Annotated in this window: 23 protein-coding genes; 13 read left to right on the top strand and 10 right to left on the bottom strand. The window is 73.0% G+C overall.

What is annotated here, in order from left to right; all coding sequences use genetic code 11:
* Positions 1-55: 55 nt before the first annotated feature.
* The 6 genes from dnaX to DSM104299_RS05090 all read left to right on the top strand — a co-directional run bounded on the left by dnaX (position 56) and on the right by DSM104299_RS05090 (position 4,925).
* Entirely contained in the window at positions 56-1,843 is a 1,788-nt protein-coding gene (gene dnaX, locus DSM104299_RS05065; RefSeq protein WP_272476201.1) for a DNA polymerase III subunit gamma/tau, read from the top strand.
* Entirely contained in the window at positions 1,843-2,298 is a 456-nt protein-coding gene (locus DSM104299_RS05070) for a YbaB/EbfC family nucleoid-associated protein (RefSeq protein WP_272476202.1), read from the top strand. Before dnaX ends, DSM104299_RS05070 begins: the two co-directional genes overlap by 1 nt.
* 3 nt (positions 2,299-2,301) lie before the next feature.
* Positions 2,302-2,904, top strand: a complete 603-nt coding sequence (gene recR, locus DSM104299_RS05075; protein WP_272476203.1) for a recombination mediator RecR — start codon at positions 2,302-2,304, stop codon at positions 2,902-2,904.
* Between the two features lie 264 nt (positions 2,905-3,168).
* The gene (locus DSM104299_RS05080; RefSeq protein WP_349294494.1) at positions 3,169-3,450 is read left to right on the top strand and encodes a WCX domain-containing protein; all 282 of its coding nucleotides are present in this window, start codon (positions 3,169-3,171) and stop codon (positions 3,448-3,450) included.
* Positions 3,451-3,463: 13 nt separating this feature from the next.
* Complete coding sequence (locus DSM104299_RS05085; protein ID WP_272476205.1) at positions 3,464-3,886, top strand: cupin domain-containing protein; 423 nt, start codon at positions 3,464-3,466, stop codon at positions 3,884-3,886.
* 82 nt (positions 3,887-3,968) lie between these two features.
* Positions 3,969-4,925 carry an IS481 family transposase gene (locus DSM104299_RS05090; RefSeq protein WP_272472691.1) on the top strand — a complete coding sequence of 319 codons (957 nt, stop codon included), beginning with the start codon at positions 3,969-3,971 and terminating at the stop codon, positions 4,923-4,925.
* Here the strand turns inward: DSM104299_RS05090 and DSM104299_RS05095 are convergent.
* Positions 4,922-6,181 carry a glycoside hydrolase family 3 N-terminal domain-containing protein gene (locus DSM104299_RS05095; RefSeq protein WP_272476206.1) on the bottom strand — a complete coding sequence of 420 codons (1,260 nt, stop codon included), beginning with the start codon at positions 6,179-6,181 and terminating at the stop codon, positions 4,922-4,924. The two genes, DSM104299_RS05090 and DSM104299_RS05095, sit on opposite strands and share 4 nt — an antisense overlap.
* Positions 6,182-6,204: 23 nt before the next feature.
* Here DSM104299_RS05095 and DSM104299_RS05100 point away from each other — a divergent pair, with 23 nt between their 5' ends.
* A complete protein-coding gene (locus DSM104299_RS05100; protein ID WP_272476207.1) occupies positions 6,205-7,482 on the top strand; it encodes an aspartate kinase in 1,278 nt (425 codons plus the stop codon).
* A gap of 40 nt (positions 7,483-7,522) precedes the next feature.
* Positions 7,523-8,572 carry an aspartate-semialdehyde dehydrogenase gene (locus DSM104299_RS05105; RefSeq protein WP_272476208.1) on the top strand — a complete coding sequence of 350 codons (1,050 nt, stop codon included), beginning with the start codon at positions 7,523-7,525 and terminating at the stop codon, positions 8,570-8,572.
* On the opposite strand, the gene DSM104299_RS05110 is transcribed toward DSM104299_RS05105, so the two are convergent.
* The 7 genes from DSM104299_RS05110 to pdxR form a co-directional block, all read right to left on the bottom strand.
* Positions 8,569-9,687 carry a PP2C family protein-serine/threonine phosphatase gene (locus DSM104299_RS05110; RefSeq protein ID WP_272476209.1) on the bottom strand — a complete coding sequence of 373 codons (1,119 nt, stop codon included), beginning with the start codon at positions 9,685-9,687 and terminating at the stop codon, positions 8,569-8,571. The two genes, DSM104299_RS05105 and DSM104299_RS05110, sit on opposite strands and share 4 nt — an antisense overlap.
* Complete coding sequence (locus DSM104299_RS05115) at positions 9,684-10,427, bottom strand: alpha/beta fold hydrolase (protein ID WP_349294526.1); 744 nt, start codon at positions 10,425-10,427, stop codon at positions 9,684-9,686. Before DSM104299_RS05115 ends, DSM104299_RS05110 begins: the two co-directional genes overlap by 4 nt.
* Positions 10,428-10,681: 254 nt before the next feature.
* Positions 10,682-10,927, bottom strand: coding sequence for a hypothetical protein (locus DSM104299_RS05120; protein ID WP_272476211.1), 246 nt, complete (start codon positions 10,925-10,927; stop codon positions 10,682-10,684).
* Between the two features lie 4 nt (positions 10,928-10,931).
* Entirely contained in the window at positions 10,932-11,855 is a 924-nt protein-coding gene (locus tag DSM104299_RS05125) for a CoB--CoM heterodisulfide reductase iron-sulfur subunit B family protein (RefSeq protein ID WP_272476212.1), read from the bottom strand.
* A gap of 52 nt (positions 11,856-11,907) precedes the next feature.
* Positions 11,908-13,089, bottom strand: a complete 1,182-nt coding sequence (locus DSM104299_RS05130; RefSeq protein WP_272476213.1) for a succinate dehydrogenase/fumarate reductase iron-sulfur subunit — start codon at positions 13,087-13,089, stop codon at positions 11,908-11,910.
* Positions 13,090-13,093: 4 nt separating this feature from the next.
* Positions 13,094-14,791 carry an FAD-binding protein gene (locus tag DSM104299_RS05135; protein ID WP_272476214.1) on the bottom strand — a complete coding sequence of 566 codons (1,698 nt, stop codon included), beginning with the start codon at positions 14,789-14,791 and terminating at the stop codon, positions 13,094-13,096.
* 66 nt (positions 14,792-14,857) lie between these two features.
* Complete coding sequence (pdxR, locus tag DSM104299_RS05140; RefSeq protein WP_272476215.1) at positions 14,858-16,267, bottom strand: MocR-like pyridoxine biosynthesis transcription factor PdxR; 1,410 nt, start codon at positions 16,265-16,267, stop codon at positions 14,858-14,860.
* 67 nt (positions 16,268-16,334) lie between these two features.
* On the opposite strand from pdxR, the gene DSM104299_RS05145 reads away from it, so the two are divergent.
* Positions 16,335-16,994 (top strand): pyridoxamine 5'-phosphate oxidase family protein, encoded by a 660-nt coding sequence (locus DSM104299_RS05145; RefSeq protein WP_272476216.1) that lies wholly within the window; start codon positions 16,335-16,337, stop codon positions 16,992-16,994.
* Here DSM104299_RS05145 and DSM104299_RS05150 read toward each other — a convergent pair.
* Entirely contained in the window at positions 16,991-18,148 is a 1,158-nt protein-coding gene (locus tag DSM104299_RS05150) for a site-2 protease family protein (protein WP_272476217.1), read from the bottom strand. The genes DSM104299_RS05145 and DSM104299_RS05150 overlap by 4 nt on opposite strands.
* Positions 18,149-18,165: 17 nt before the next feature.
* Between DSM104299_RS05150 and DSM104299_RS05155 the strand changes: the two genes are divergently transcribed.
* From DSM104299_RS05155 to DSM104299_RS05165, 3 genes are all read left to right on the top strand, one after another.
* Positions 18,166-18,747: a leucyl/phenylalanyl-tRNA--protein transferase gene (locus DSM104299_RS05155; RefSeq protein ID WP_272476218.1), complete on the top strand. Its 582-nt coding sequence runs from the start codon at positions 18,166-18,168 to the stop codon at positions 18,745-18,747.
* 49 nt (positions 18,748-18,796) lie between these two features.
* Positions 18,797-19,051 carry a hypothetical protein gene (locus tag DSM104299_RS05160; protein ID WP_272476219.1) on the top strand — a complete coding sequence of 85 codons (255 nt, stop codon included), beginning with the start codon at positions 18,797-18,799 and terminating at the stop codon, positions 19,049-19,051.
* Positions 19,052-19,168: 117 nt separating this feature from the next.
* Entirely contained in the window at positions 19,169-20,422 is a 1,254-nt protein-coding gene (locus DSM104299_RS05165) for a glycosyltransferase (protein WP_272476220.1), read from the top strand.
* Here DSM104299_RS05165 and DSM104299_RS05170 read toward each other — a convergent pair.
* A complete protein-coding gene (locus DSM104299_RS05170; RefSeq protein WP_272476221.1) occupies positions 20,353-21,141 on the bottom strand; it encodes an SDR family oxidoreductase in 789 nt (262 codons plus the stop codon). The genes DSM104299_RS05165 and DSM104299_RS05170 overlap by 70 nt on opposite strands.
* Before the next feature lie 117 nt (positions 21,142-21,258).
* Between DSM104299_RS05170 and DSM104299_RS05175 the strand changes: the two genes are divergently transcribed.
* Entirely contained in the window at positions 21,259-22,167 is a 909-nt protein-coding gene (locus tag DSM104299_RS05175; protein WP_272476222.1) for a helix-turn-helix transcriptional regulator, read from the top strand.
* The last annotated feature ends 17 nt before the right edge of the window (positions 22,168-22,184 follow it).

Genomic DNA, 22,184 nt, shown 5'->3' on the forward strand with positions numbered 1-22,184 from the left:
TGCTCGCCTGGCGGCTCGGACACCGCCGCTGGGGCAACCCCTAAGCTAGGTGCACGTGCCTGCCGGACCTTCGCTCTACCGCCGCCATCGCCCGCGGACGTTCGCCGACGTCATCGGCCAGGAGCACGTCGTGCGCACGCTCCGCCACGCCATCGAGCGCGGGCAGGTGCACCACGCCTACCTGTTCGTCGGCTCGCGCGGGACGGGCAAGACGTCGATGGCCAAGATGCTCGCGGCGTGCCTGAACTGCGTCAACGGGCCGACCACCGAGCCGTGCGGCACCTGCGAGTCGTGCGTGTCGATCGCGTCCGCGACGTCGATGGACGTCATCGAGATGGACGCCGCGTCCAACAACTCGGTCGACGACATCCGCGAGCTGCGCGACTCCGTCCAGTACGCCCCGGTCACCGGCCGGTACAAGGTGTACATCTTGGACGAGGCGCACATGCTGTCCACGGCGGCGTGGAACGCGTTCCTGAAGACCTTGGAGGAGCCGCCGCCGTCGACGATCTTCGTCCTCGCGACGACCGAGGCGCACAAGGTGATGGACACGGTCGTCGACCGCTGCCATCGCTTCGACTTCCGCCGCCCGACGGTCGAGCAGCTCGCGACGGTCGTGGACCGCGTCGCGGGCAAGGAGTCGATCGAGATCGCGCCCGAGGCGGTCGCGCTGGTCGCGCGCAACGCGACGGGCTCGTACCGCGACGCCCTCGGGACGCTCGAGCAGCTCGTGACCTACTCCGGGTCGTCGATCGCGACCGAGGACGTGCTGGCGGTGCTCGGCGTCGCCGACGACGACCTGCTGTTCGGGGCGTTGGACGCCGTGGGCGCGCGTGACGCGCGAGCGGCCTGGCAGGTCGCGGCGCGGCTGGCCGACTCCGGCCGCGACGCCGCACAGTTCCTGCGCGACCTCGAAGCGCACACGCGTGACGTGCTGGTCGTCCAGACGCTCGGCGAGGTCCCGTCGCAGCTGGCGATGACCACCGAGCGCGACGCTCGGCTGGCCGATCAGGCACGGCGCCTGACGGGCGCCGACTCGGTCCGGATGCTCGACCTGCTCGCCGCCGGGATGCGCCTGGCCAAGGACGGGGCCGACGCGCAGACGCAGCTCGAAGTGGCGCTGGTGAAGGCGGCGGCGCCGGAGGTCGACCCGTCGACGCGCGCGCTGCTGGCGCGGCTGGAGCGGATGGAGGCGGCCGCCGCCCCGACGCCCGCGCCGGCCGTTGCCGCTCCGACGCCCGCGCCGGCCGTTGCCGCTTCGCCGCCGGCCGCCGCCGCGCCGCCCGCTCCTGCGCCCGCCGGGTCCGCTCCGCCGCCGCCGCCCGCTCCCGGGTCCGCGCCGCCGCCGCCCGCCGAGCCGGTCGCCTCCGCTCCGCCGCCGGCCGCCGCGCCCGAGCCCGCGCCGCAGCCTGCGGCCGTCGCCGTCGTCGCCGTCGCCGTCGCCGAGCCGGTCGCGCCGCTCGGCGAGCTCGATCTCGCGATGGTCCAGGAGCTCTGGCCCGCGGTGCTGCAGAACGTCGCCGAGGGCAATCAGCTCCTGGCCGGCTGCCTCGCCGAGGCCCGGCCGGTCTCGGTGAGCGGCCGCGACGTCACGCTCGCGTTCACGCCGGCGTGCAGCTTCCAGAAGCGCAAGGCGGAGGATCCCGCCGCGCGCCAGCAGTTGACGACCGCGTTCAAGGAGCTCACCGGCATCGCGCCGCGGCTGGTCTTCGAGACGCGCGAGCCCGAAGAGCTCGGCGCGGAGCCCGAGGCCATCAGCGAGGATGACTTCATCGCCCGTCTCCGGGCAGAATTCGACGCCGTCGACCACGAGCCCGACCACGAAGAGCAGGAGCAGGCCTGATGCCGCAGCCCAACATCCAGAACATGCTCAAGCAGGCGCAGGAGGTCATGGCCGCGCAGCAGGAGGCGCAGGACGCCCTCAAGGAGCAGAAGGTCGAGTCGTCCGCGGGCGGCGGCATGGTCAAGGTCGTCGTGTCCGGCGACCTCAAGCTGGAGTCGCTGACGATCGACCCCGACGCCGTCGATCCCGAAGACGTCGAGATGCTCCAGGACCTCGTCCTGGCCGCGACCAACGAGGCGCTGCGCCAGGCCGTCGAGCTCCAGGAGAAGGCGATGCAGGCGGCCTCGGGCCCCGGCGGCTTCGACCCGATGCAGGCGCTCGAAGGCCTCGGCCTCGGCGACGCGCTGGGCGGCCTCGGCGGCGGCGGCGCGGCTGGCGGCCTGCCGGCTGGCGGCGGCGGGGCTCCGGGCATGAACCGCGCGGCGCGGCGCGCCGCGGCGAAGAAGAACCGATAGCGCTTGTTCGCCCCGCCCGTCCAGCGCCTGGTCACCGAGCTGGGCAAGCTCCCCGGCATCGGCCAGCGCACGGCGCAGCGGCTCGCGTTCCACCTCCTGCGGGTCGATCCGGAGGACGCCAACGCGCTCGCCGACGCGATCCGCGAGGTCAAGGAGAAGATCCGGCCCTGCGAGATCTGCTTCAACCTGGCCGACGAGGCGCGCTGCCGGATCTGCCAGGACGAGCGCCGCGACGGCGCCATCATCTGCGTCGTCGAGGAGCCGGGCGACATCATCCCGATCGAGCGCACCCACGAGTTCCGCGGCCTGTACCACGTGCTCGGCGGCGCGCTGTCGCCGATCGACGGCGTGGACCCCGAAGACCTGAAGGTGGCCGAGCTCTACCGGCGCGTCGAGGCCGGCGAGGTCCGCGAGGTCGTCATCGCCACCAACCCGACGACGACCGGCGAGGCGACCGCGCACCACATCGCCGCCGCGCTGCGCGAGCGCACGCCCGACGTCGCCGTCACCCGCCTCGCCTCCGGCCTGCCGGTCGGCGGCGACCTCGAGTACGCCGACGAGGTCACGCTCGGCCGCGCGTTCTCAGGTCGCCGCGAGATCGCCTGAGCGTCGTTCTGCGGCCCGGATCGGCGAGGCGGCCCGCAGAACGACGCTCTAGAACAGCTCCGCGCCCATCACGTAGGCCATCCGCTCGGCCCACTCCGGGTCGGCCCAGCGGCGGGCGAGCTCTTCGGCCTCGACCTCCTCGACGCGTTCCTGGAGCCACCAGACGTTGCCCAGCGGGTCGCGGATGCGGCCGATGCGATCGCCGAAGGCCAGGTGGGTCGGCGTCGTGACCGAGGTGCCTTCGTCATCAACCGCCTGCGCGCCATGGCGCCGACGGCGACCGCCGTCGTCCGCTTCGCCGCGCCGGCCGCCGAGGTCCGCCGGCGAACCGGCGGCGCGCTCGGCGAGCCGGAGCCGATCGCCGCCGACGCCTGCCGCCTGCGCACGCCCGCCGACGCGCTGGACTGGCTGGCCCTGCGCCTGCTGATCTGCGGCCTGGAGCTCACGGTCGAGGAGCCGCCGGAGCTGGTCGACCGGCTCCGGGAGATCGGGAGCCGCGCGCGACGCGCAGGCTCTGAGGGATCCTCACCAGATCGAGGCGCGTAGGGTCCGCCGCGCCATGGCTGAGTCAGATGTCGCATACACGACCATCAACACCAACAACAGCGAGCGCTTCCAGTCGCTGCGGCGGGAGCTGGGCGTCTCCGGCTTCGGCATGAACGCGATCACGCTCGCGCCGCGCCAGCGCGGCCGGATCCACGCGCACGAGCGCCAGGAGGAGGTCTTCCTGGTCCTCGACGGCGAGCTGACGATCGGCGTCGAGGGCGAGGAGCAGACCGTGGGCCGCAACGGCCTCGTCCGCGTCCCGGCCGGCGTCCGCCGCCAGCTCGTCAACCGCTCCACCTCGACGCTGCTCCTCCTCGCGCTCGGGGCCGACGGCGAGCACGTCGGCCGCGACGCCCGCGCCTGGGAGTCGTGGGACGAGGACGGCGACGGCCGCTCGCCGCAGGACGTCCCGCTGCCGGCCGACCTGCCGGTCTAGCTGTAGTTCCTGAGGACGTTGTTCATCCGGGTCTCCTTGGAGGCTGGTGGTTGTCGAGGCCCCAGTCCCAAGGAGACACCGGATGAAGTTGCACGCTAACGCCAGGCTCAGTCCGAACGGCCGTCGGTTGCTCATCGACCGTCTGGAGACCGATGGTTGGGATATTCGTGATGCCGCAGAGGCGGCCGGAATCAGCGTTCGGACTGCTCGCAAATGGCTGGCGCGGTGGCGAGCCGAGGGCGAGGTCGGGCTGGTCGATCGGTCCTCGGCACCCAAGATGGTGGCCAACAAGACCGACGAGACACGGATCGCGTGCATCGCGGCGCTGCGCCGGTTGCGGATGACCGGGCCCGAGATCGCCGAGACCCTCGGGATGGCGCTCTCGACCGTCTCGGGGATCCTGAAGTCCATCGACATGGGCAAGCTCGGCCGGCTGGGCTTAGAGCCCGCGCGGCGCTACGAACGGGCTCGACCGGGCGAGCTGATCCACATTGACATCAAGAAGCTGGGACGGATCGTTCGCGCCGGGCACCGGATCACTGGGGTCGCGGGCAAGCGCCAGGCCGGCTATCACCGCAAGAAGTTCAGTGCCGGCTGGGAGTTCTGTCACGTCGCGATCGACGACGCCACCAGGCTGGCCTATGTCGAGGTCTTGGCCGACGAGAAGGCCGCGACCGCGGTCGGGTTCTTGCGCCGCGCCAAGGCGTTCTTTGAGAGCTACGGCATGACGGTCGAGTCGGTCATGACCGACAACGGCGGCGCCTACCGCTCCACCATCCACGCCCTGGCCTGCAAGGCACTCGGGCTAAAGCACCTCCGGACCAGGGCCTATCGGCCTCAGACCAACGGCAAAGCCGAGCGCTTCATCCGCACGATGCTCGGCGGCTGGGCCTACGGCGCGATCTACACCAACTCCTCAGACCGCGCCGCAGCCCTTGACGGCTGGCTGTTCACCTACAACCATCGCCGACGACACGCAGGCATCAACCGCCAGACACCTATCCAACGGCTGAACAACCTGCTCGGGACTTACAGCTAGCGGACGCCGTAGGACGCGCGCAGCAGGCCCACGCGCTTCAACGCGTCGGCCGCGCGCGCGGCCGGGATGTCGCCGGTGCGCAGCGCCCGCACCACTGCGCGCCAGGCCGCGTCCTGGTCGGCCGCGTCGCCCGGGATCCACACCAGGTCGACGCCGGCCTTGATCGCGTCCACGGCCAGCGCGGACACCGGCTCGCCGCCGGCCAGCGACGCCGCCTGGAGGTCGCCGCTGACGATGACGCCGGCGAAGCCCAGGTCGTGGCGCAGCAGCTTGACCACGTCGGGCAGCAGCGTCGCGGGCGTCACGCCGTCCCACGCGACGTAGGTCGCCGCGCTCAGCTGCATCGCGGGCGCGTGCTTGGCCACGGCCGCGAACGGCTTCAGGTCGCGCGCCTTCAGCTCGTCGAGCGACAGGCCGACGGTCGCGGCCTCCAGCGCCGGGTCGCCCGACGCGGCGCCCTCGCCCGGGAAGTGCCCCGGCACCGCCGCGACCTCGCCGTCCTTCCAGCCCGACACCGCGGCGGCCGTCATGTCGCTCACGGTCTGCGCGTCGTCGGCGAACGCGACGCCCTCCCACGGCCCGCCGGCGAAGCCGATGTCGGCGTCCGGACCGAGGACCATGCGGACGCCGAGCGGGTGGATGGCCTTGGCCTCGCCGAGTGCCACGGCGCGCGCCGCCGGCGCGTCGGCGGCCTGCGACTGCGGCGGCGCGCCGACCGGCACGGCGTCCTGGTCGCCGCCGAGCTGCGACGCGGCGATCAGCGGCGCCTGGTGGCGAGCGCGCGCGGCCGCGCCCCGCAGCTGGCCGATGACGTCGGCGACCTGCTGGGGCGAGGCGCCGTTGCCGGGCTCGAGCACGACGCCGCCCCATTCGTGCAGCGCGAAGCGCTTGAGCACGGCGTCGCCGACCCGGGGGCCGCCGAAGCCGATCAGGAACAGCCGCGCCGCCGCGCGGGCCTGCGAGGTCGGGAGCCCGGGCGCGGCGTCGGGCTCAGGACTCGAACCCACGGCCGCCTGCGCGCCGGCCGCCTGCGCACCCGGCGCGCCGCCGCCGGCGGCCAGCACCGGGGCCAGCGCGTCCATCAGCCCGCCGCGTTTCCCCTGCGCACGGGCACCAGCGCCGAACGACGAGCCGCCTTCCGGCACCCCGTGGGTCTTGGCCCCGCCGCTGACCGTGAGCACGACGACGACGACCATGACAACCGTCAGGCACCCACCCAGGCCGATGAGCCGCCGTCGCGTCATGGCTTCACGCATCGACCATCTAGCATTGCGCGTCCATGCCGGGCACCGTCGTCATGAAGTTCGGAGGCACATCCGTCGCGGACGCGTCGCGCCTGAAGCGCGCCGCCGAGCGGATCGTCGCCAAGCGCGAGGACGGCACCCGCGTCGTGGCGGTCCTGAGCGCGCGCGGCAAGGAGACCGACCGGCTGATCGCCGACGCCTTCGAGGTCAGCCGGACGCCCGACCCTCGCGAGATGGACATGCTCCTCTCGACGGGCGAGCGAGTTTCGTGCGCGCTGTGCGCCATGGCGATCAACGATCTCGGCCATCGCGCGATCTCGCTGACGGGATCACAGGCCGGCATCGTCACAGATACGAGCCACACGAAGGCCCGCATCCTGGAAGTTCGGGCCGATCGCATCAGGGCGGCGCTCGACGAGGACAGCATCGTCCTGGTCGCCGGCTTCCAGGGCGTGAGCACCGCGAAGGACGTGACGACGCTCGGTCGCGGCGGCTCGGACACCACCGCGGTCGCGCTCGCCGCCGCCATCGGCGCGGACGCCTGCGAGATCTACACCGACGTGCCCGGCGTGTTCACCGCGGACCCGCGCATCGTGCCCGACGCCCGCAAGCTCGACGTCGTCACCTTCGACGAGATGCTCGAGATGGCCGCGTCCGGCGCCGGGGTGCTGCAGCTGCGCAGCGTCGAGTACGCCCGCAACCACGGCGTGCGCATCCACTGCCGCTCGAGCTTCGACGACTCCAACGGGACCTTCGTCGTGTCCGACGAAGAGGCCAAGGACAAGGACATGGAGAACCCCCTCATCACCGCCGTCACCCACTCGCGTGGCGAGGCGCGGGTGACGCTCATCGGCCTGCCCGACTCGCCCGGCATCGCCGGCCGGGTCACGACGGCGCTGGCCGACGCCAACGTCAACATCGACATGATCATCCAGAACGACCCGCGCTCCGCGGGCGCGCTGGCCGAGCTGTCCTTCACGGTCCCCAAGGAGGACGTGGACGCGGCACGCGCGGCGCTGGCGCCGATCGCGACCGAGCTCGGGATCCAGGTCGAGACCGACGACCGCATGGGCAAGGTGTCGATCGTCGGCGCCGGGATGAAGTCGCACCCGGGCGTCGCGGCCAAGGTCTTCAGCGTCCTCGGCGCGAACGACATCAACATCGAGATGATCTCGACCTCGCCGATCCGCATCTCGTGCGTGGTCCCGGTCGAGAAGGTCGAGCCCGCGGTCAAGGCGCTGCACACCGCGTTCGACCTGTCGGGGGCGGACACGATCCGCCCGGAGCAGCCGTTCGGGGAGTTCGCCTCATGAACACCTACCACAACGAACTCGTCGTGAGGTCCGCTTCCTAATGTCCTTGTACCGCGTTGCCGTCGTGGGCGCCACGGGCGCCGTCGGCTCCGAGATGCGGCGCCTGCTGCGCGACCGCGCGTTCCCGGCCTCGGAGATCGTGCCGTTCGCGTCCGAGCGCTCCGCCGGCAAGACGCTCGACGACGGCCTCGTCGTCCAGGGCCTCGTCGACGACGAGCGCCTGGACGGCTTCGACGTCGCGATCTTCAGCGCCGGCGGGGGCGTGTCGAAGGCGTGGGCGCCGACGTTCGCCGCCCGCGGCGCGATCGTGGTGGACAACTCGTCCGCGTTCCGCATGGACCCCGACGTCCCGCTCGTCGTCTCCGAGGTCAACGGCGACGCCCTCGACCACATCAACAAGGGCATCGTCGCCAACCCCAACTGCACGACGATGGCGATCATGCCGCCGCTGCACGCGCTCCACGAGGAGTTCGGCCTGGTCTCCATCGTCGCGACCTCGTTCCAGGCCGCCGGCGGCGCCGGTCAGAAGGGCATGGACGAGCTGATCGAGCAGGTCCCGGGCCTCCTGGCCGACCCGACCGCGCTGGCTCAGCGCGGCGCCGAGGCCGCCGCGGGCGTGGGCGAGACGCCGGTCTTCGGCAAGGCGCTGGCCTTCAACGTCGTGCCGCTGCTGGGCACCGACACCGGCAACGGCTACACCGACGAGGAGATGAAGCTCCAGAACGAGTCCCGGAAGATCCTCGGGATCCCGGAGCTCGGCGTCTCCCCGACCTGCGTGCGCGTGCCGGTGATGGTCGGCCACTCGATCGAGGTCAAGGCGACCTTCGAGCGCGAGCCGTCGGTCGCGCGCGCGCTGGAGGTCATGGGCGCGCACGCCGGCGTCGAGCTCGACGACGTCCCGACGCCGCTGGAGTGGGCCGGCAAGGACCCCGTGGCCGTCGGCCGCGTCCGCCAGGACCTCGCCGACCCCAAGTCCCTGAACCTGTTCGTCGTGGGCGACAACCTGCTCAAGGGCGCGGCGCTCAACACGGTGCAGATCGCCGAGCTGCTGCACGAGCGCGGGCTGCTGCGCGCCGGCGCGACCGCCTAGGGCGCGTCCGCGGGCGGCGTCCAGCGCACGGCGAGCAGGCAGGCGTCGTCGTTGGACCGGCGGCCGGCGAGCGCCGCGCGCGTCACGGCGTCGGCCAGCTCGCCGGCGGGGAGCGCGCGGTGCGCGTCGATCTCCTCCAGCAGGCGGTCGAGGCCGGCCTTCAGGGGCCGGTCGACGCGCTCGAACAGCCCGTCGGTGAAGAGGACGACGAGGGCACCGGGCGTCAGCGCCAGCGGGGCCTCGGGGCGTGGCTCGGGCGCGAACGCGGCGTCCAGCGGCGGGGATCGGCCGTCCCAGGCGAACACCGCGCTCGCGCCCGGCGCGGCGACGGCGGGCGGCGGGTGGCCGGCGCAGGCGAAGGTCAGGGAGCCGTCGAGGACGTCGAGCTCGGCGTAGGCCAGCGTCGTCATCTGGCCGACGTCGTGGCGGCGCGCGTAGCCGTCGAGCGCGTCGAGCAGCGCGCTCGCGCCCAGCCCGGTCGACGCCAGCGCACGTACCGCGCTGCGCAGCTGGCCCATCGTGGTCGCGGCGCCGATGCCGCGGCCGACGACGTCGCCGACCACCAGCCCGAGCCGCCGCTCGCTCAGCCAGAACGCGTCGTACCAGTCGCCGCCGACCTCGAGGCCGGCCACGGCCGGCCGGTAGCTCACGCCGAGGTCGATCGCGGGGTTGCGCGGCGCCGCGCCGCCCAGCAGCGCGCGCTGCAGCTCGCCGGCGATCGCGTGCTCCCTGTCGCGCGCGCGAACCAGCTCCTGCTCGTACCGGCGCCGGTCGACGGCCTCGAAGATGATGGTCCGGACCTCGTCGCCGCGCACGGTCGAGGTGATGAGCGCCGGGATCGTCGAGCCGTCGCCGCCCACGAGGTCCACCGCGATCTCGCGCACCCTGCCCTGCATCGCCAGGAGCGGCGCGTAGTGCGTTTCGTGGTAGATCTGCCCGCCGACGGTCAGCAGCTCCTGGAACCGCCGGCCGACGAGCGCGGCGGCCGGCTGCCCGAGGAGCGCCGCGAGCGTGTGGTTGACGCGGACGATCGTGCCGTCGCGCGTCGCGACGACGTAGCCGCACGGCGCGTGCTCGAAGAGGTCCTCGGCCTCGGCGCCGTCCATCGGCGTCATGCCTCGAGGAACGCGCGGATCGCCGCGACGGTCTCCTCTGGCGCGCTGAGGTTGGGGCAGTGGCCGGTGGCGGCCATCACGACCAACTCGCTGTCGGCCAGGTGCGCGTGGACGTACTCGCCGACGCCGCTGGGCGCGATGACGTCCGAGGAGCACTGCAGCACCAGCGTGCGCGTCGGGACGCGCGCGAGGTCGTCGCGGTTGTCGGAGAGGAACGTCACGCGCGCGAAGTGGGCGGCGATCGCCGGGTCGGTCGCGCAGAACGAGGCCGTCAGCTCGGCGCCCAGCTCCGGCCGCTCCGCATTGCCCATGATCGCCGGCGCCATCGCGCTCGACCAGCCGAGGTAGTTGCTCTCCAGCGAGGCGAGCAGCCCGTCGATGTCGGCGCTGGAGAACCCGCCGACATACCCGTCGTCGTCGAGGTAGCGCGGCGACGGGCCGACCATGACCAGGCGCGCGAAGCGCTCCGGCTCGGCCGCGGCCGCCAGCGCGCCGATCATCGCGCTGACCGAGTGGCCGACGAAGACGACGTCGGAGTCCAGCTCGAGCTCCCGGCAGATGTCGAGGACGTCGGCCGCGTAGCCGTCGAGCGTCGCGTGGCGCTCGGGGTCGAACGCGCTGCGGTCCGACCGCCCGTGGCCGACGTGGTCGAACAGGACGACCCGGTGCTCGGCGGCGAAGCTCGGCCACACGTGGCGCCACATGTTGTGGTCGCAGCCGAAGCCGTGCGCGAACACCATGGGCTGCGCGTCGGGCGGCCCATGGAGCTGCACGTCGTGGCGCGTCGTCGCTCTCGTCACCGGCGCGATGGTACGCCTGCGGCCCGCAGTCGGGTCAGACGTGGTTGAGGATCGCCAGGGCGCCTGGAGCGAAGAGGACGGCCAGGTGCAGGAGGGCGAGGGGGAGGGCTCGGGTCATGGCAGCCATGATGCGGGCCCCGAACGCTCCCGTACATCGGGGATCCCCCTGAACCCTGGGCCGGGTAGCCGTACCCCTACTGGTCGTCGTCGACCGGCGGGATCTCGCGGCGCAGGCGGGTGCGGGCCGCGTCGAGGTCGAGGGCCAGCGGCGAGGCGGCCGGTGCGGCCGGCTCGAGCCAGGACGGCGTCTCGTCCTCGTCGACGATCGGGACGATGGACATCGGCCCGCCCGTCCGGGCGTCGGTGCGCGGCCGGCGCCGGCGGCGACGAGGGCTCTCGTCGATCGCCGGCGCCGTGCGCAGGAACTTCGGGACCTTCAACGACCTACCAGCCGGCGCCGTCGCCGGCGCCCACGCCCGCGACGACCGAGGTCGACCAGTCGACGACCGCGGTGGGCTTGACGACGTGGCGCGACAGACCGAGGTCCTTGGGATCGACGCCCAGGGCCAGGCCGACGAGCTGCGGCAGGTGCAGGACCGGCATGTTCAGCTCACGGCCGACGGTGCGCTCGGCCAGCGGCTGCTGGAGGTCCAGGTTGAGGTGGCACAGCGGGCACGGCGTGACGAGGCAGTCCGCGTCGGCGTCGACCGCGTCGCCGAGGTGGCGGCCGGCCTGCTTCAGCGACGCTTCCTTGTTCATGGTGATGATCGGGAAGCCGCAGCACTTGTGCGAGCCGGCGTAGTCGATGACCGTGCCGCCCAGCGCCTCGATCACGAGACCGAGGTAGGTGTCGCGCGGGTTCTCGTCGTCGATGCCCAGCCGGTCGGTCGGACGGACGATGTAGCAGCCGTAGAAGGGGCCGACCTTCAGGTTGGTCAGCGGCCGCTGCACGCGCTCGCGCAGGTTGTCGAGGCCGAACTCCTCCACCAGCACCCAGAGGAAGTTCTTGTTGGCCAACCCGGCGCGGTACTCCAGGTTGTACTTGGCGAGCGTCTCGTTGACGTGGCCGCGGTACTCGGCCGACGCGTCGAGGCGCTCCTGGCACTCGCCCTGCGCGCCCTGGCAGGTCGAGCAGATGTTCATCATCAGGTCGGCGCCCTCGACCTGCTGGGCGAGCGCGAACGTGCGCGCGTTCAGCGTGTCGGCGAGCTCCTGGTTGTGCTCGGCGATGACGCCGGCGCCCGAGCAGCAGGCGCGGTCGAGCTCGACGAGCTCGATGTCCAGCATCGGGGCGATCTTCGCCATCGAGCCGTGCAGCTCCGGCGTGAAGCCGCGGCTCACGCAGCCGGGCCAGTACGCAACCTTCATCGACGGATGTCCTTCCCGGTGGTCGGCGCTTCGGTTGTGGCTGCGACCTTCATCAGGCGTTGTCCTCCGCGTTGGCGTCGCCGGTGGCTTCGACGCGCTCGCTCACGGGGCCGTCGTTGTTCTCGTCGGTGCCCGAGATGTACAGGTTGAACTCGAGGCGCTGATCGCGACCCTCGACGGTCTCGTAGATCTCCTTGACCTGCTTGAGGTCCTCGGCGGGGATCTTGTGCGGCTTGAGCGCGCCCATCGGGGTCACCTTGCGGCGCAGGACCGACTTGGTGATGACCGGCAGCGAGGAGAGGAGCTCCTGGCCGGCCGCCGGGTGGAACTTGCCGAACCACGACGGGCCGCCGTAGGAGCGGGGCAGCAGCTCCGCCTCCCAGAGCAACCCGTAGTTCTTGATCAGCTGGACGAACGCCGCCTCGTGGCGCTCGCCGTTGTTGCGGTCCACGATGTGGTAATCGGTGCCGGCGCGGCGGCGCAGGCGCATGATCTGGTTCATCGGGGCGACGCCCTTGGGGCACGCCTCGATGCACTTGAAGCAGTGCGTGCAGTCGTAGATGCCGTGCGGATCCTCGGCGAGGTCCTTGAGGCGCTCGTACTGCTGCGCGTCGCGCGGGTCGCCGACGAAGCGGTAGGACTTGGCCAGCGCGGCCGGACCGATGAAGAGCGGGTCGACCTCCATCGCCAGGCAGTCCGAGACGCAGGCGCCGCACTGGATGCAGGCCATCGTCTGCGTGACGTCCACCATCGACTCGCGGTCGACGATGTACTCGCGCTCGGGGATCGGCTCCTTGTTGATGAGCCACGGCGTGACGCGCTGGACCTTCTTCCAGTGGACGGCGTCCATGTCCACGATCAAGTCCTTGATGACGGGCATGTTGCCCATCGGCTCGATCTCGATGACGCCGTCCTTGGACGTCCGCTTGGCCTTGTCGAGGTGCGTGTGGCACGCGAGGCCGGGCTGGCCGTTGATCCGCACGCCGCACGAGCCGCAGATCGCGGCCTTGCACGAGCAGCGGATGCCGATCGAGCCGTCGAAACGGCCCTTGGCCTGGAGGATGCCCTCGAGGACGGAGCGGTGGGGCTCCAGCTCGATGGTGTGCTCGACCCAGTACGGCGCGTCGCCGGACTCCGGGTCGTAGCGGCGGATGCGGAGGGTGAAGGGCTCGGAGTGATCCGAGTGCGCCGGGCTGGCCTCGGCGCCTTCGGTGGTCAGGGGCTCTGCGGCCATTGGACTAGTACTTTCTCTCTTCTGGCTGCCACTGGGTGATGGTCACGGGGCTGTAGGCCACGTGGGGGATGTCGTCCCCGTTGCGCGAGAGGGTGATGTGCTTCTGCCACTCCTCGTCGTTGCGGTCGGGGTAGTCGACGCGGAACTGCGCCCCGCGCGACTCCTTGCGCTCGATGGCACCGACGACGGTGCACTCCGCGCAGTCGAGCATGTACCCCAGCTCGAGGGCGCCGAGGACGTCCTGGTTGAAGACCGTGCCCTTGTCGTCGACGTAGGCGGTCTTCGCCTCCTCCTTGAGACGGCGGACGACGTCGAGCGCGTGCTCGAGGCCGTCCTGCGTCCGGAAGACGGCCACGTTCTCGTTCATCTCGGTGCCGAGGTCGTCCTTGATCTCCGAGATGCGGCGGCCGGTCTTGGGCCGGCCGATGATCCCGTCGATCATGGTCTGCTCGTCGTTGAGGCGCGCCTGTCCGACGGCGGTCGGCATCGGCATGCTGGCGGCGCGGGCGGCCGCGTGCTCGCCGGCGCGACGGCCGAAGATCAGCGTGTCCAGCAGCGAGTTGGCGCCGAGGCGGTTGCCGCCGTGGACCGAGACGCAGGCGACCTCGCCCGCGGCGTAGAGGCCCTCGATCGGCGTGGCGCCGTCGACGTCGGTCTTGACGCCGCCCATGATGTAGTGCTGGCCGGGGCGGATCAGGATCGGCTCGCGCGTGATGTCGACGCCGGCGAAGTCCTTGCCGATGTTGACGATCTCGCGCAGCGCCTCGAGCGTGCGCTTGCGCGGCACGACCGTGACGTCGAGGTAGATGCCGACGCCGCCGGGGCCGACGCCGCGGCCCTCGTTGATCTCGGTCTGCTCGGCGCGGGAGACGACGTCGCGCGACGCCAGCTCCATCTTGTTCGGCGCGTACTTCTCCATGAAGCGCTCGCCGTCGGCGTTGAGCAGGTGCGCGCCCTCGCCGCGGGCGCCCTCGGTGATGAGGAAGCCGTTCTCGACGAGACACGTGGGGTGGTACTGGACCATCTCCATGTCCATCAGCGGCGCGCCGAGGCGGTAGGCCTGCGCGATGCCGTCGCCGGTGCAGATCAGGCCGTTGGTCGTCGGCTTGAACGCCTGGCCGACGCCGCCGGTGGCGAGGATCACGTTCTTGGCGGTGAACTCGGCCAGCTCGCCGGTGCGGATGTCGCGGGCGATGCAGCCGGAGACGGCGCCGGACTCGTCCTGGAGGAGGTGGGTGGTGAACCACTCCTCGTAGCGGTCGACGGTCTCGTGGTGCTTCATCAGCTGCTCGTACAGGACGTGCAGGATCGCCTGGCCGGTGATGTCGGCCACGTAGGCGGTGCGCTTCATGGACGCCCCGCCGAACGCGCGGAGGTCCATCTGACCGGTCTCGTTGCGGTGGAACGTGACGCCGATGTGCTCGAGGTGCATCACCTCGTGCGGCGCCTCGCGGCACATGACCTCGATCGCGTCCTGGTCACCGATGAAGTCGGATCCCTTGACGGTGTCGTAGGCGTGTGAGCGCCAGTCGTCGGCAGGGTTGATGGCGGCGTTGATGCCACCGGCGGCAGCGACAGAGTGCGAGCGGACCGGGTGGACCTTGCTCATGATCGCCACCGACGCTCCCGCTTCCGCGGCGGCCAAAGCGGCCCGCTGACCGGCGAGGCCGGCGCCGAGGATGAGGACGTCGTGTGCAGGCATGTATGCGGCTCTTCGTCTCGAAGTTCGGGGATGCGGACTCTATAGATCACGTCCGTTCGGCCTCCCTCACGTCAGGGCGCGCGCGAGCGCCCTGACGGCGGCGGGCGCGCTGGGCTCGGGGAGGTTGGCGTACCCGATCACCAGCCCGGCGCGGCCCGGGGCTCTGAGCGGCTCGAGGGCGACGCCGCCGTCGGCTGCCCGCTCCGCGATCGCCTGCTCGTCGGCGCCGTCGGGGAGCAGCAGGACCGCGAAGAGCCCGGCGGCGGCGCCGCGAACCGGGAATCCGGGGAGCTGCGTGGCGAGCTCGGCGAGCAGGGCGTCGCGGCGCTTGCGGTAGCGGAGGCGCTGGCGGCGCAGGTGGCGGTCGACCTCGCCGCGCTCGATGAGGTCGGCGAGCGCGAGCTGGTCCAGCGGGGGCGGCGTGCCGGCCGGCGAGGCGGGGTCGTCGTCGTGCAAGTTCCGTGTCAGCGTGGACGGAAGGACGAGCCAGCCGAGCCGCAGCGCGGGCGCGAGCGTCTTGGAGCACGAGCCGCCGTAGATCACGAGGTCGGGCGCGAGGCCCTGCAGCGAGCCGATCGGCTGGCGGTCGTAGCGGAACTCGGCGTCGTAGTCGTCCTCCAGGACGAACGCGTCGTGGGCGCGGGCGTAGGCCACGAGCGCGGCGCGGCGGGCGGGGGAGAGGACGGCGCCGGTGGGGAACTGGTGCGCGGGCGTGACGGCGACGGCCTGGACGTCGGCGAGCGCGTCGGGTCGCAGGCCGTCGTCGTCGGTCGGGACGGGCACGGGCGTGAGGCCGGACTCCTGCGCGCTGCGCCCGATGCGCCACCAGCCCGGGTCCTCGACGCCGACGCGGCGCGCGCCGCGCTGGCGCAGCAGCCGCCAGACCAGCGGGAGCGAGTCGCGCAGGCCGCCGGTGACGAGGATCTGGTCGGGCGTGGCGCGGACGCCGCGCCGGCGGGCGAGCGAGGCGGCGAGCGCGGTCCGCAGCTCCGGCTCGCCCCGGCGGTCGCCGTAGCCGAGGCGCTCGTCGGGCAGCGTGCGCAGGACGCGGGTCAGGGCGCCGAGCCAGGCCTGGCGCGGGAAGCCGTCGACGCTGGGCAGCGCCGGGCGCATGTCGAAGCGCGCCGGCGGCACGGCGCCGCGCACGTTCGCGCCGCGGTGCAGTGGCGCGCCCGCGGCCGCGCCGGTCGCGACCATGCCGCCGCCCGCGGGCCGCGCGTCGTGCGCCGCGCCGCTGCCGGCCACGCGCGTCCCGCCCCCGCGGCGCGTGTCGAGGTAGCCCTCGGCGGCGAGCTGGGCGTAGGCCTCGACGACGACGCCGCGGGACACGCCGAGCTCGGTCGCCAGCGCGCGGGTCGCGGGCAGGCGCGTGCCGGGGAGCAGCCGGCCGCCGCGGACCGCTTCGCGCAGGGCGTGCTCGGTCCGGGCGCGGAGCGTTCCGCCCGGCGCGCGGTCGAGGTCGAGGTGGAGATCCATTTGGCCCCATGTTGCCAGACGCGCTTGGACCTGGATCGCGGGCCAAGTCGAACCTACGGTCCCGGGCATGGTCCGCTCCTCCTCCCCAGCTCCGTCCGAGCGCTCCCGCGTGCGCCGGGCGCCCGCGCGCGCCGACTACGACCGCGCCACGATCGACGCGATCCTCGACGAGGCGCTCGTCGCGCACCTCGGGTTCACAGTCGACGACCAGCCCTACGTCATCCCGACGCTGCACGCCCGGATCGGCGACGAGGTCTACGTGCACGGCTCGACGGCGTCGCGGATGGTCAAGACGGTCGGCGCCGGCGTGCCGGTGTGCCTGACCGCGACGCTGCTCGACGGGCTCGTGCTCGCGCGCTCGGCGTTCAACCACTCCATGAACTACCGGTCGGTCGTCGTCCTCGGCCAGGCGCGCTACGTCGAAGGCGACGCGGAGCGGACCGCCGCGATGGAGGCGCTCACCGAGCGCCTCGTCCCCGGCCGCTGGGCCGAGTGCCGTCCGCCGTCGCGCCAGGAGATGAAGGGCACGCAGATGCTCGCGCTGTCGCTCGACGAGGCCTCCGCGAAGGTCCGCGCCGGCGGCCCGGTCGACGCCGCCGAGGACTACGCGTCCGACGCCTGGGCCGGGGTCGTCCCGCTGCGCCTCACGCGCGGCGCGATCGAGCCCGACGAGCAGCTGCGCGACGATATCCCGGTGCCGGCGTCGGTGGAGGCGTGGGTGAGCTAGACGCTCGCCGCGAGCGCCCGGCGCACGCGGTCCAGCGTCAGGACGCCGCACAGGCGGCCGTCGGCGTCGACGACCGCCAGCGCGCCGAAGCGCCGCAGGGGCTCGGAGCCCAGCAGGGTCTCCAGCGGCGTGTCGCGGCCGACGGCGACCTCGTCGCCCTCGCCGGTCTTCAGCAGCTCGTCGGCGGTCAACGTCGGGTGGCCGCCGGCGAGCGCTCCGTCGACCATCTCCTCGCGCAGCAACCCCACCAACAACCCGGCGGCGTCGACCACGGGGAACCACGCGTAGCGGTAGCGCAGGAAGAACTCGTCCTGCGCGGCCAGCGCCGTGGTCTCGCGCGGGACCGCGACCGGCTCGGCGTCCATGAGGTCGGCGGCCGTCACGCCCTCGATCCGCTCCGCGAACTGCGACGAGACGACCGCGCTGCGCGCGCCCTGGGCCAGGAACCACCCGAGGATCCCCAGCCAGATGCCGTCGGCGGCGTCGCCGTTGGCCAGCAGGTACAGGCCGAACCCGATCAGGATGTAGGCGAAGCCCTGGCCGAGCCGGCCGGCCAGGCGCGTGGCGCGATGGCGGTCGCCCGTCACCTTCCACGCGATCGCCCGCGCGATTCGCCCGCCGTCGAGCGGGAAGCCCGGGACGAGGTTGAAGATCAGCAGCCCCGCGTTGACCAGCGCCAGCCACGCGGCGAGCGCGAGCACCGGCGAGCTGTCGGCCACGTCGCCGGCCAGGTTGTCGCCGAAGTCCTCGTGCGAGAACACCAGGACGCCGAGGATCGCGACCAAGGTGATCAACAACGTCACGGCCGGCCCGGCGGCCGCGACCCGGAACTCCTCGCCCGGCGTCTCGGAGTCGCGCGACAGCTTGGCCAGTCCGCCGAAGACCCACAGGTCGATGCCGAGCACGCCGATGCCGTTGCGCCGCGCGACGATCGCGTGGCCGAGCTCGTGGAGGGCGATCGACAGGAAGAACAGCAGCGCGCCGGCGACCGCCGTCGCGTACGTGGTGGTGTTGCTCGCGCCGGGCAGCTCGTCGGCGAAGCGCTCCGACAGCCACCAGATCATCAGGAACAGGAAGACGAACCAGCCAGGGCTGGCGCCGATCCGGATCCCGAAGACCCGGGCGAGCTGCGTCGATCCTCCTCCGCCGAACATCGGGCACATTGTTACGCGTGGATCACCGCGCCATCCTCGGTCTTTACGCGCAGGGCCTGTTCCCGATGGACGACGACGGCTTCGAGGAGCTGCCGTGGTGGGTCGCCGACCCCCGCACCGTCCTGCCGCTGGACCCCGAGTCCCGGGCCAAGCTGCGCCGCCGCGTCCGCCGCTCGATCGCCGTGCGCGACGACTGGGAGCTGCGCGTCTCGACCGCGTTCGACACGGTCGTCGAGCACTGCGGGCGGCCGCGCGGCGCCGGCGACGGCGTGTGGCTGACGCCCCGGATGCACGCGCTCTACCGCGTTCTGCACGCCGCCGGCCACGCGCACACGTTCGAGATCTGGGTGGGCGGCGACACGCTGGCGGCCGGCCTGATCGCCGTCACGCTCGGCCGCGCCGCGATGCTCGAGTCGATGTGGCACCGCGTCCCGCACGCGGGCAACGTCCTGGTCTCGCGCACGGTCGACGCGCTCGCCGCCGCGGGGGCGACGCTGTGCGACATCCAGACCTCGACGCCGCACACGCTGCGCCTCGGCGCGGTCGAGATCACGCGCGCCGAGTACGAGCGGCGCCTGCAAGCCGCGCTGCAAGGGTGACGAGCGTCACCAAGAAATGCGCAACTGGCCGACTACAATTAGAAGAGCGATGGACACCGGCGATCGCCTCACCTGGACGCAGCGTCGCGAGCTGGAGCGCGAGCTCTGGCTCGACGATCACCTGCGCGCGCTGGGCGAGGTCGTGCCGGAGGATCTCGACGACCCGGAGCTGCTGCGCGCGATCGAGTCGCGCGCCCGCGGGCTGGCCGAGACGATCGCCAAGCTGCGCCAGATGCGCGGCGACGAGCTCGTGGTGGAGCGCGAGGTCATGGCGTTCCGCGGCGCCCTCGAGCAGCTGGGCTGAGCGTCGGGCCCGGAGCGGCCCTCGAGGGCCAAGCTCAGCAACGCTCGGCTGACCGAGCCGAGCTTCAGGGGTCTCCCCGATGTCGCGCGTGGCGTGCGGTCCGTACAACCGCTTCGCATGCGCCTCCTCCTCACCTCCACCCACGGCATGGGCCACGCCATGCCGCTCATGCCCTTCGCCCGTGCCTGCCGCGACGCCGGCCACGACGTCCTGCTCGCCGGCCCGCACCCGATCGCCGAGGTCGCGGCCCGCGAGGGCCTGACCTACCAGCGGCTGCCCTGGCCCGACGAGGAGCGCCTCGCCGCGGTCCGCCGCCTCGTCGCCGCGCGCCAGGGGATGGCGCGCGTCAAGACCGCGATGTCCGACCTGTTCGTCCGGACCTACGCCCGGGCGGCGCTGCCGGGCACGCTCGCGCTCGTCGAGGACTGGCGCCCCGACGCGATCCTGCACGAGACGGCGGAGGCGTCGGCGCTGATCGCCGGCGACGCGCTCGGCGTGCCGACGCTGCGGGTCGGCGTCGCGCTCGCCACGCCGTACGAGGAGTGGTGGCTGAGCATGACGACGGAGGCCCTCGACGAGGTCCGGGCCGAGGCCGGCCTGACCCCGGACCCGGGCGCGCTGCGCGCCGCGCAGACGCCGGTGCTCACGCAGGTCCCGGCCGCGCTCGACGCATACCAAGGCCCGCCGCCGGCCCACGTGCACCGCTACCGCGACGAGCACGTCGGCGCGGCGCTGGCGCCGGGGCTGGAGTCCTCGTTCGACCACTACGCCTGGCCGGACCCCGACGCGCCGCTGGTCCCGATCAGCTTCGGCACGATGGTCCCGACCGACGGCCACTTCCCGAGCCTGTACCGCGCGGCGATCGACGCGGTGGCGGACCTGCCGATCCGCGTCCTGGTCACCGTCGGCCGCCACGCCGACCCCGCGACGCTCGGCCCGCTGCCGGCCAACGTGCGCGCGGAGCGGTGGATCCCGATGGCCGATGTCCTGCCGCACGCCGCCGCGTTCGTCACCCACGGCGGCGCCGGGACGACGCTCGCCGCGCTGGCGGCCGGCGTCCCCATGGCGCTGCTGGCGATCTCGGCCGACCAGCCGCTGAACGCCAGGCTGGTCGCGCGGCTCGGCGCCGGCCTGGCGCTGGAGGGCGGGCCCGGCCAGGCGCCCGCGCTCGGCGCGCTGGTCAAGGCGCTGCTCGACGACGACCGCCATGCCGCGGCGGCCCGGCGCATCGCCGACGAGATCGCCGCCCTGCCCCCGATCGCCGCCGCGGTCGGCGAGATCGAGGGGCGGGCGGCCGGCGCTCAGCCCTGGGCGGTCGGGACGACGATGAGCTCGGCGATGTTCACGCGCGGCGGCGCGGCGACCGCGTAGGCGATCGCGTCGGCGATGTCGCCCGGCTCCAGCGCGGCGATCTGGGCGTGCAGGCCGGCCAGCATCTCGCGGCCGGTGTCGTGGGCCATGTCGTCGCCGAGCTCGGTCGCGACCAGCCCCGGCTCGACGGCCTTCACGCGCACGCCGCGCGGGCCGAGCTCGGCGCGCAGGTTGCGCGTGAGGTGCGCGACGGCGGCCTTGGTCGCGGCGTAGACGCCGTAGTTGGGGAACGTGAGGTGGCCGCCGACCGACCCGACGTGCACGAGGTCGGCGGGCAGGCCCTCGGCCGCGGCGGCGAGCAGGTCGTCGGCGAACACGCGGCCGGTGCGCAGCAGGCCGCGGACGTTGACGTCGATCATGCGGTCCCACTCGGCGACGTCGGCGTCCTCCCAGGGCGCGCCGAGCATCTGGCCGGCGTTGGCGACGACGAGGTCGACGCGGCCGAGCTTGGCCCGGACGACCTCGGCGACGCCGGTGAGCGCGTCGGGGTCGGACACGTCGGCGGCGACGGGGACGACGCCGTCGTCGTCGAGGAGCACGGCGAGCTCGTCGAGGCGCTCGGCGCGGCGGCCGACGACGGCGACGGCGGCGCCGGCGGCGACGAGGCTCTGCGCGGTGGCGGCGCCGATGCCGCTGGTGGCGCCGGTCACGACGGCGACGCGGCCGGTGAGGGGCTTGTCGTCGGCGCGGGTGGTGGAGAAGGCTTCGGTGGAGCTCATGTCGTACAACCTGACCCAGCGCGTGCGTCCTAGCCAGAGCCCCCGCGACCCCGGGAGTCGCGACCCTGGGAGTGCCAGGGCCACCCACGCGGGTTTCGCGATGGGTACCTTCGAGCCATGGCAGGCAGCAGCAGCAGTGGCTCCGGCGACAACCTCATCGGCTCCTTCCTCCGCGCCCGGCGCGAGCAGGTCCGCCCGGAAGATGTAGGCCTTCAGAGCCTGTCCCCGCCCACCCGCCGGCGCGTGCCCGGCCTGCGCCGCGAGGAGCTGGCGATGCTCGCCGGCGTCTCGGCCGACTACTACGTCCGCCTCGAGCAGGGGCGCGACCAGCATCCGTCCGAGCAGGTGGTCGAGGCGCTGGGCCGCGCGCTGCAGCTCGACGACGACGCCGCCGCCCACCTGCACGAGCTGGCCCGGCCGACCCCGCGCCGGCGCCGCCGCTCACCGGCGCGCGTCGAGCGGGTGCGCCCCGGGCTGCTGCGGATGCTGGACGCCTGGCCGCACACGCCGGCCTTCATCACCGGCCGCCGGATGGACGTCCTGGCGTCCAACGCGCTGGCCGTCGCCCTGAACCCGGCGTGCGGTCCGGGAAGCAACATGGTGCGGTCGTTCTTCCTGGACGACGACGCCGCGCGCGAGCTGTACCCCGACTTCGACAAGATCGCCGTCGAGATCGTCGCCTCGCTGCGCGCGTCGGTCGGGCCCGACCTCGACGACCCGCAGCTGACCGACCTCGTGGGCGAGCTGTCGTTGAAGTCCGACCTGTTCCGCAAGCTCTGGGCGCGCCACGACGTGCGCGACAAGGCCGACGGCGACAAGCGCTTCCACCACCCGCTCGTCGGCCCGATCGAGCTGCGCTACGAGTCGTTCGCCATCAACGGCGCCGACGGGCAGCTGCTGGTGATCTACCACACCGAGCCGGGGTCGAAGTCGGCCCAGGCGCTGGCGTTGTTGTCGTCGATGATCGGCCAGCCGGCCGAGCCGATGCCGCGGGAGGCCGCCGGGCAGGAGAGCCCGGCGACCTAGCGCGATCGGCGCCGCGG

This window comes from Baekduia alba, assembly GCF_028416635.1.
GTDB lineage: Bacteria > Actinomycetota > Thermoleophilia > Solirubrobacterales > Solirubrobacteraceae > Baekduia > Baekduia alba.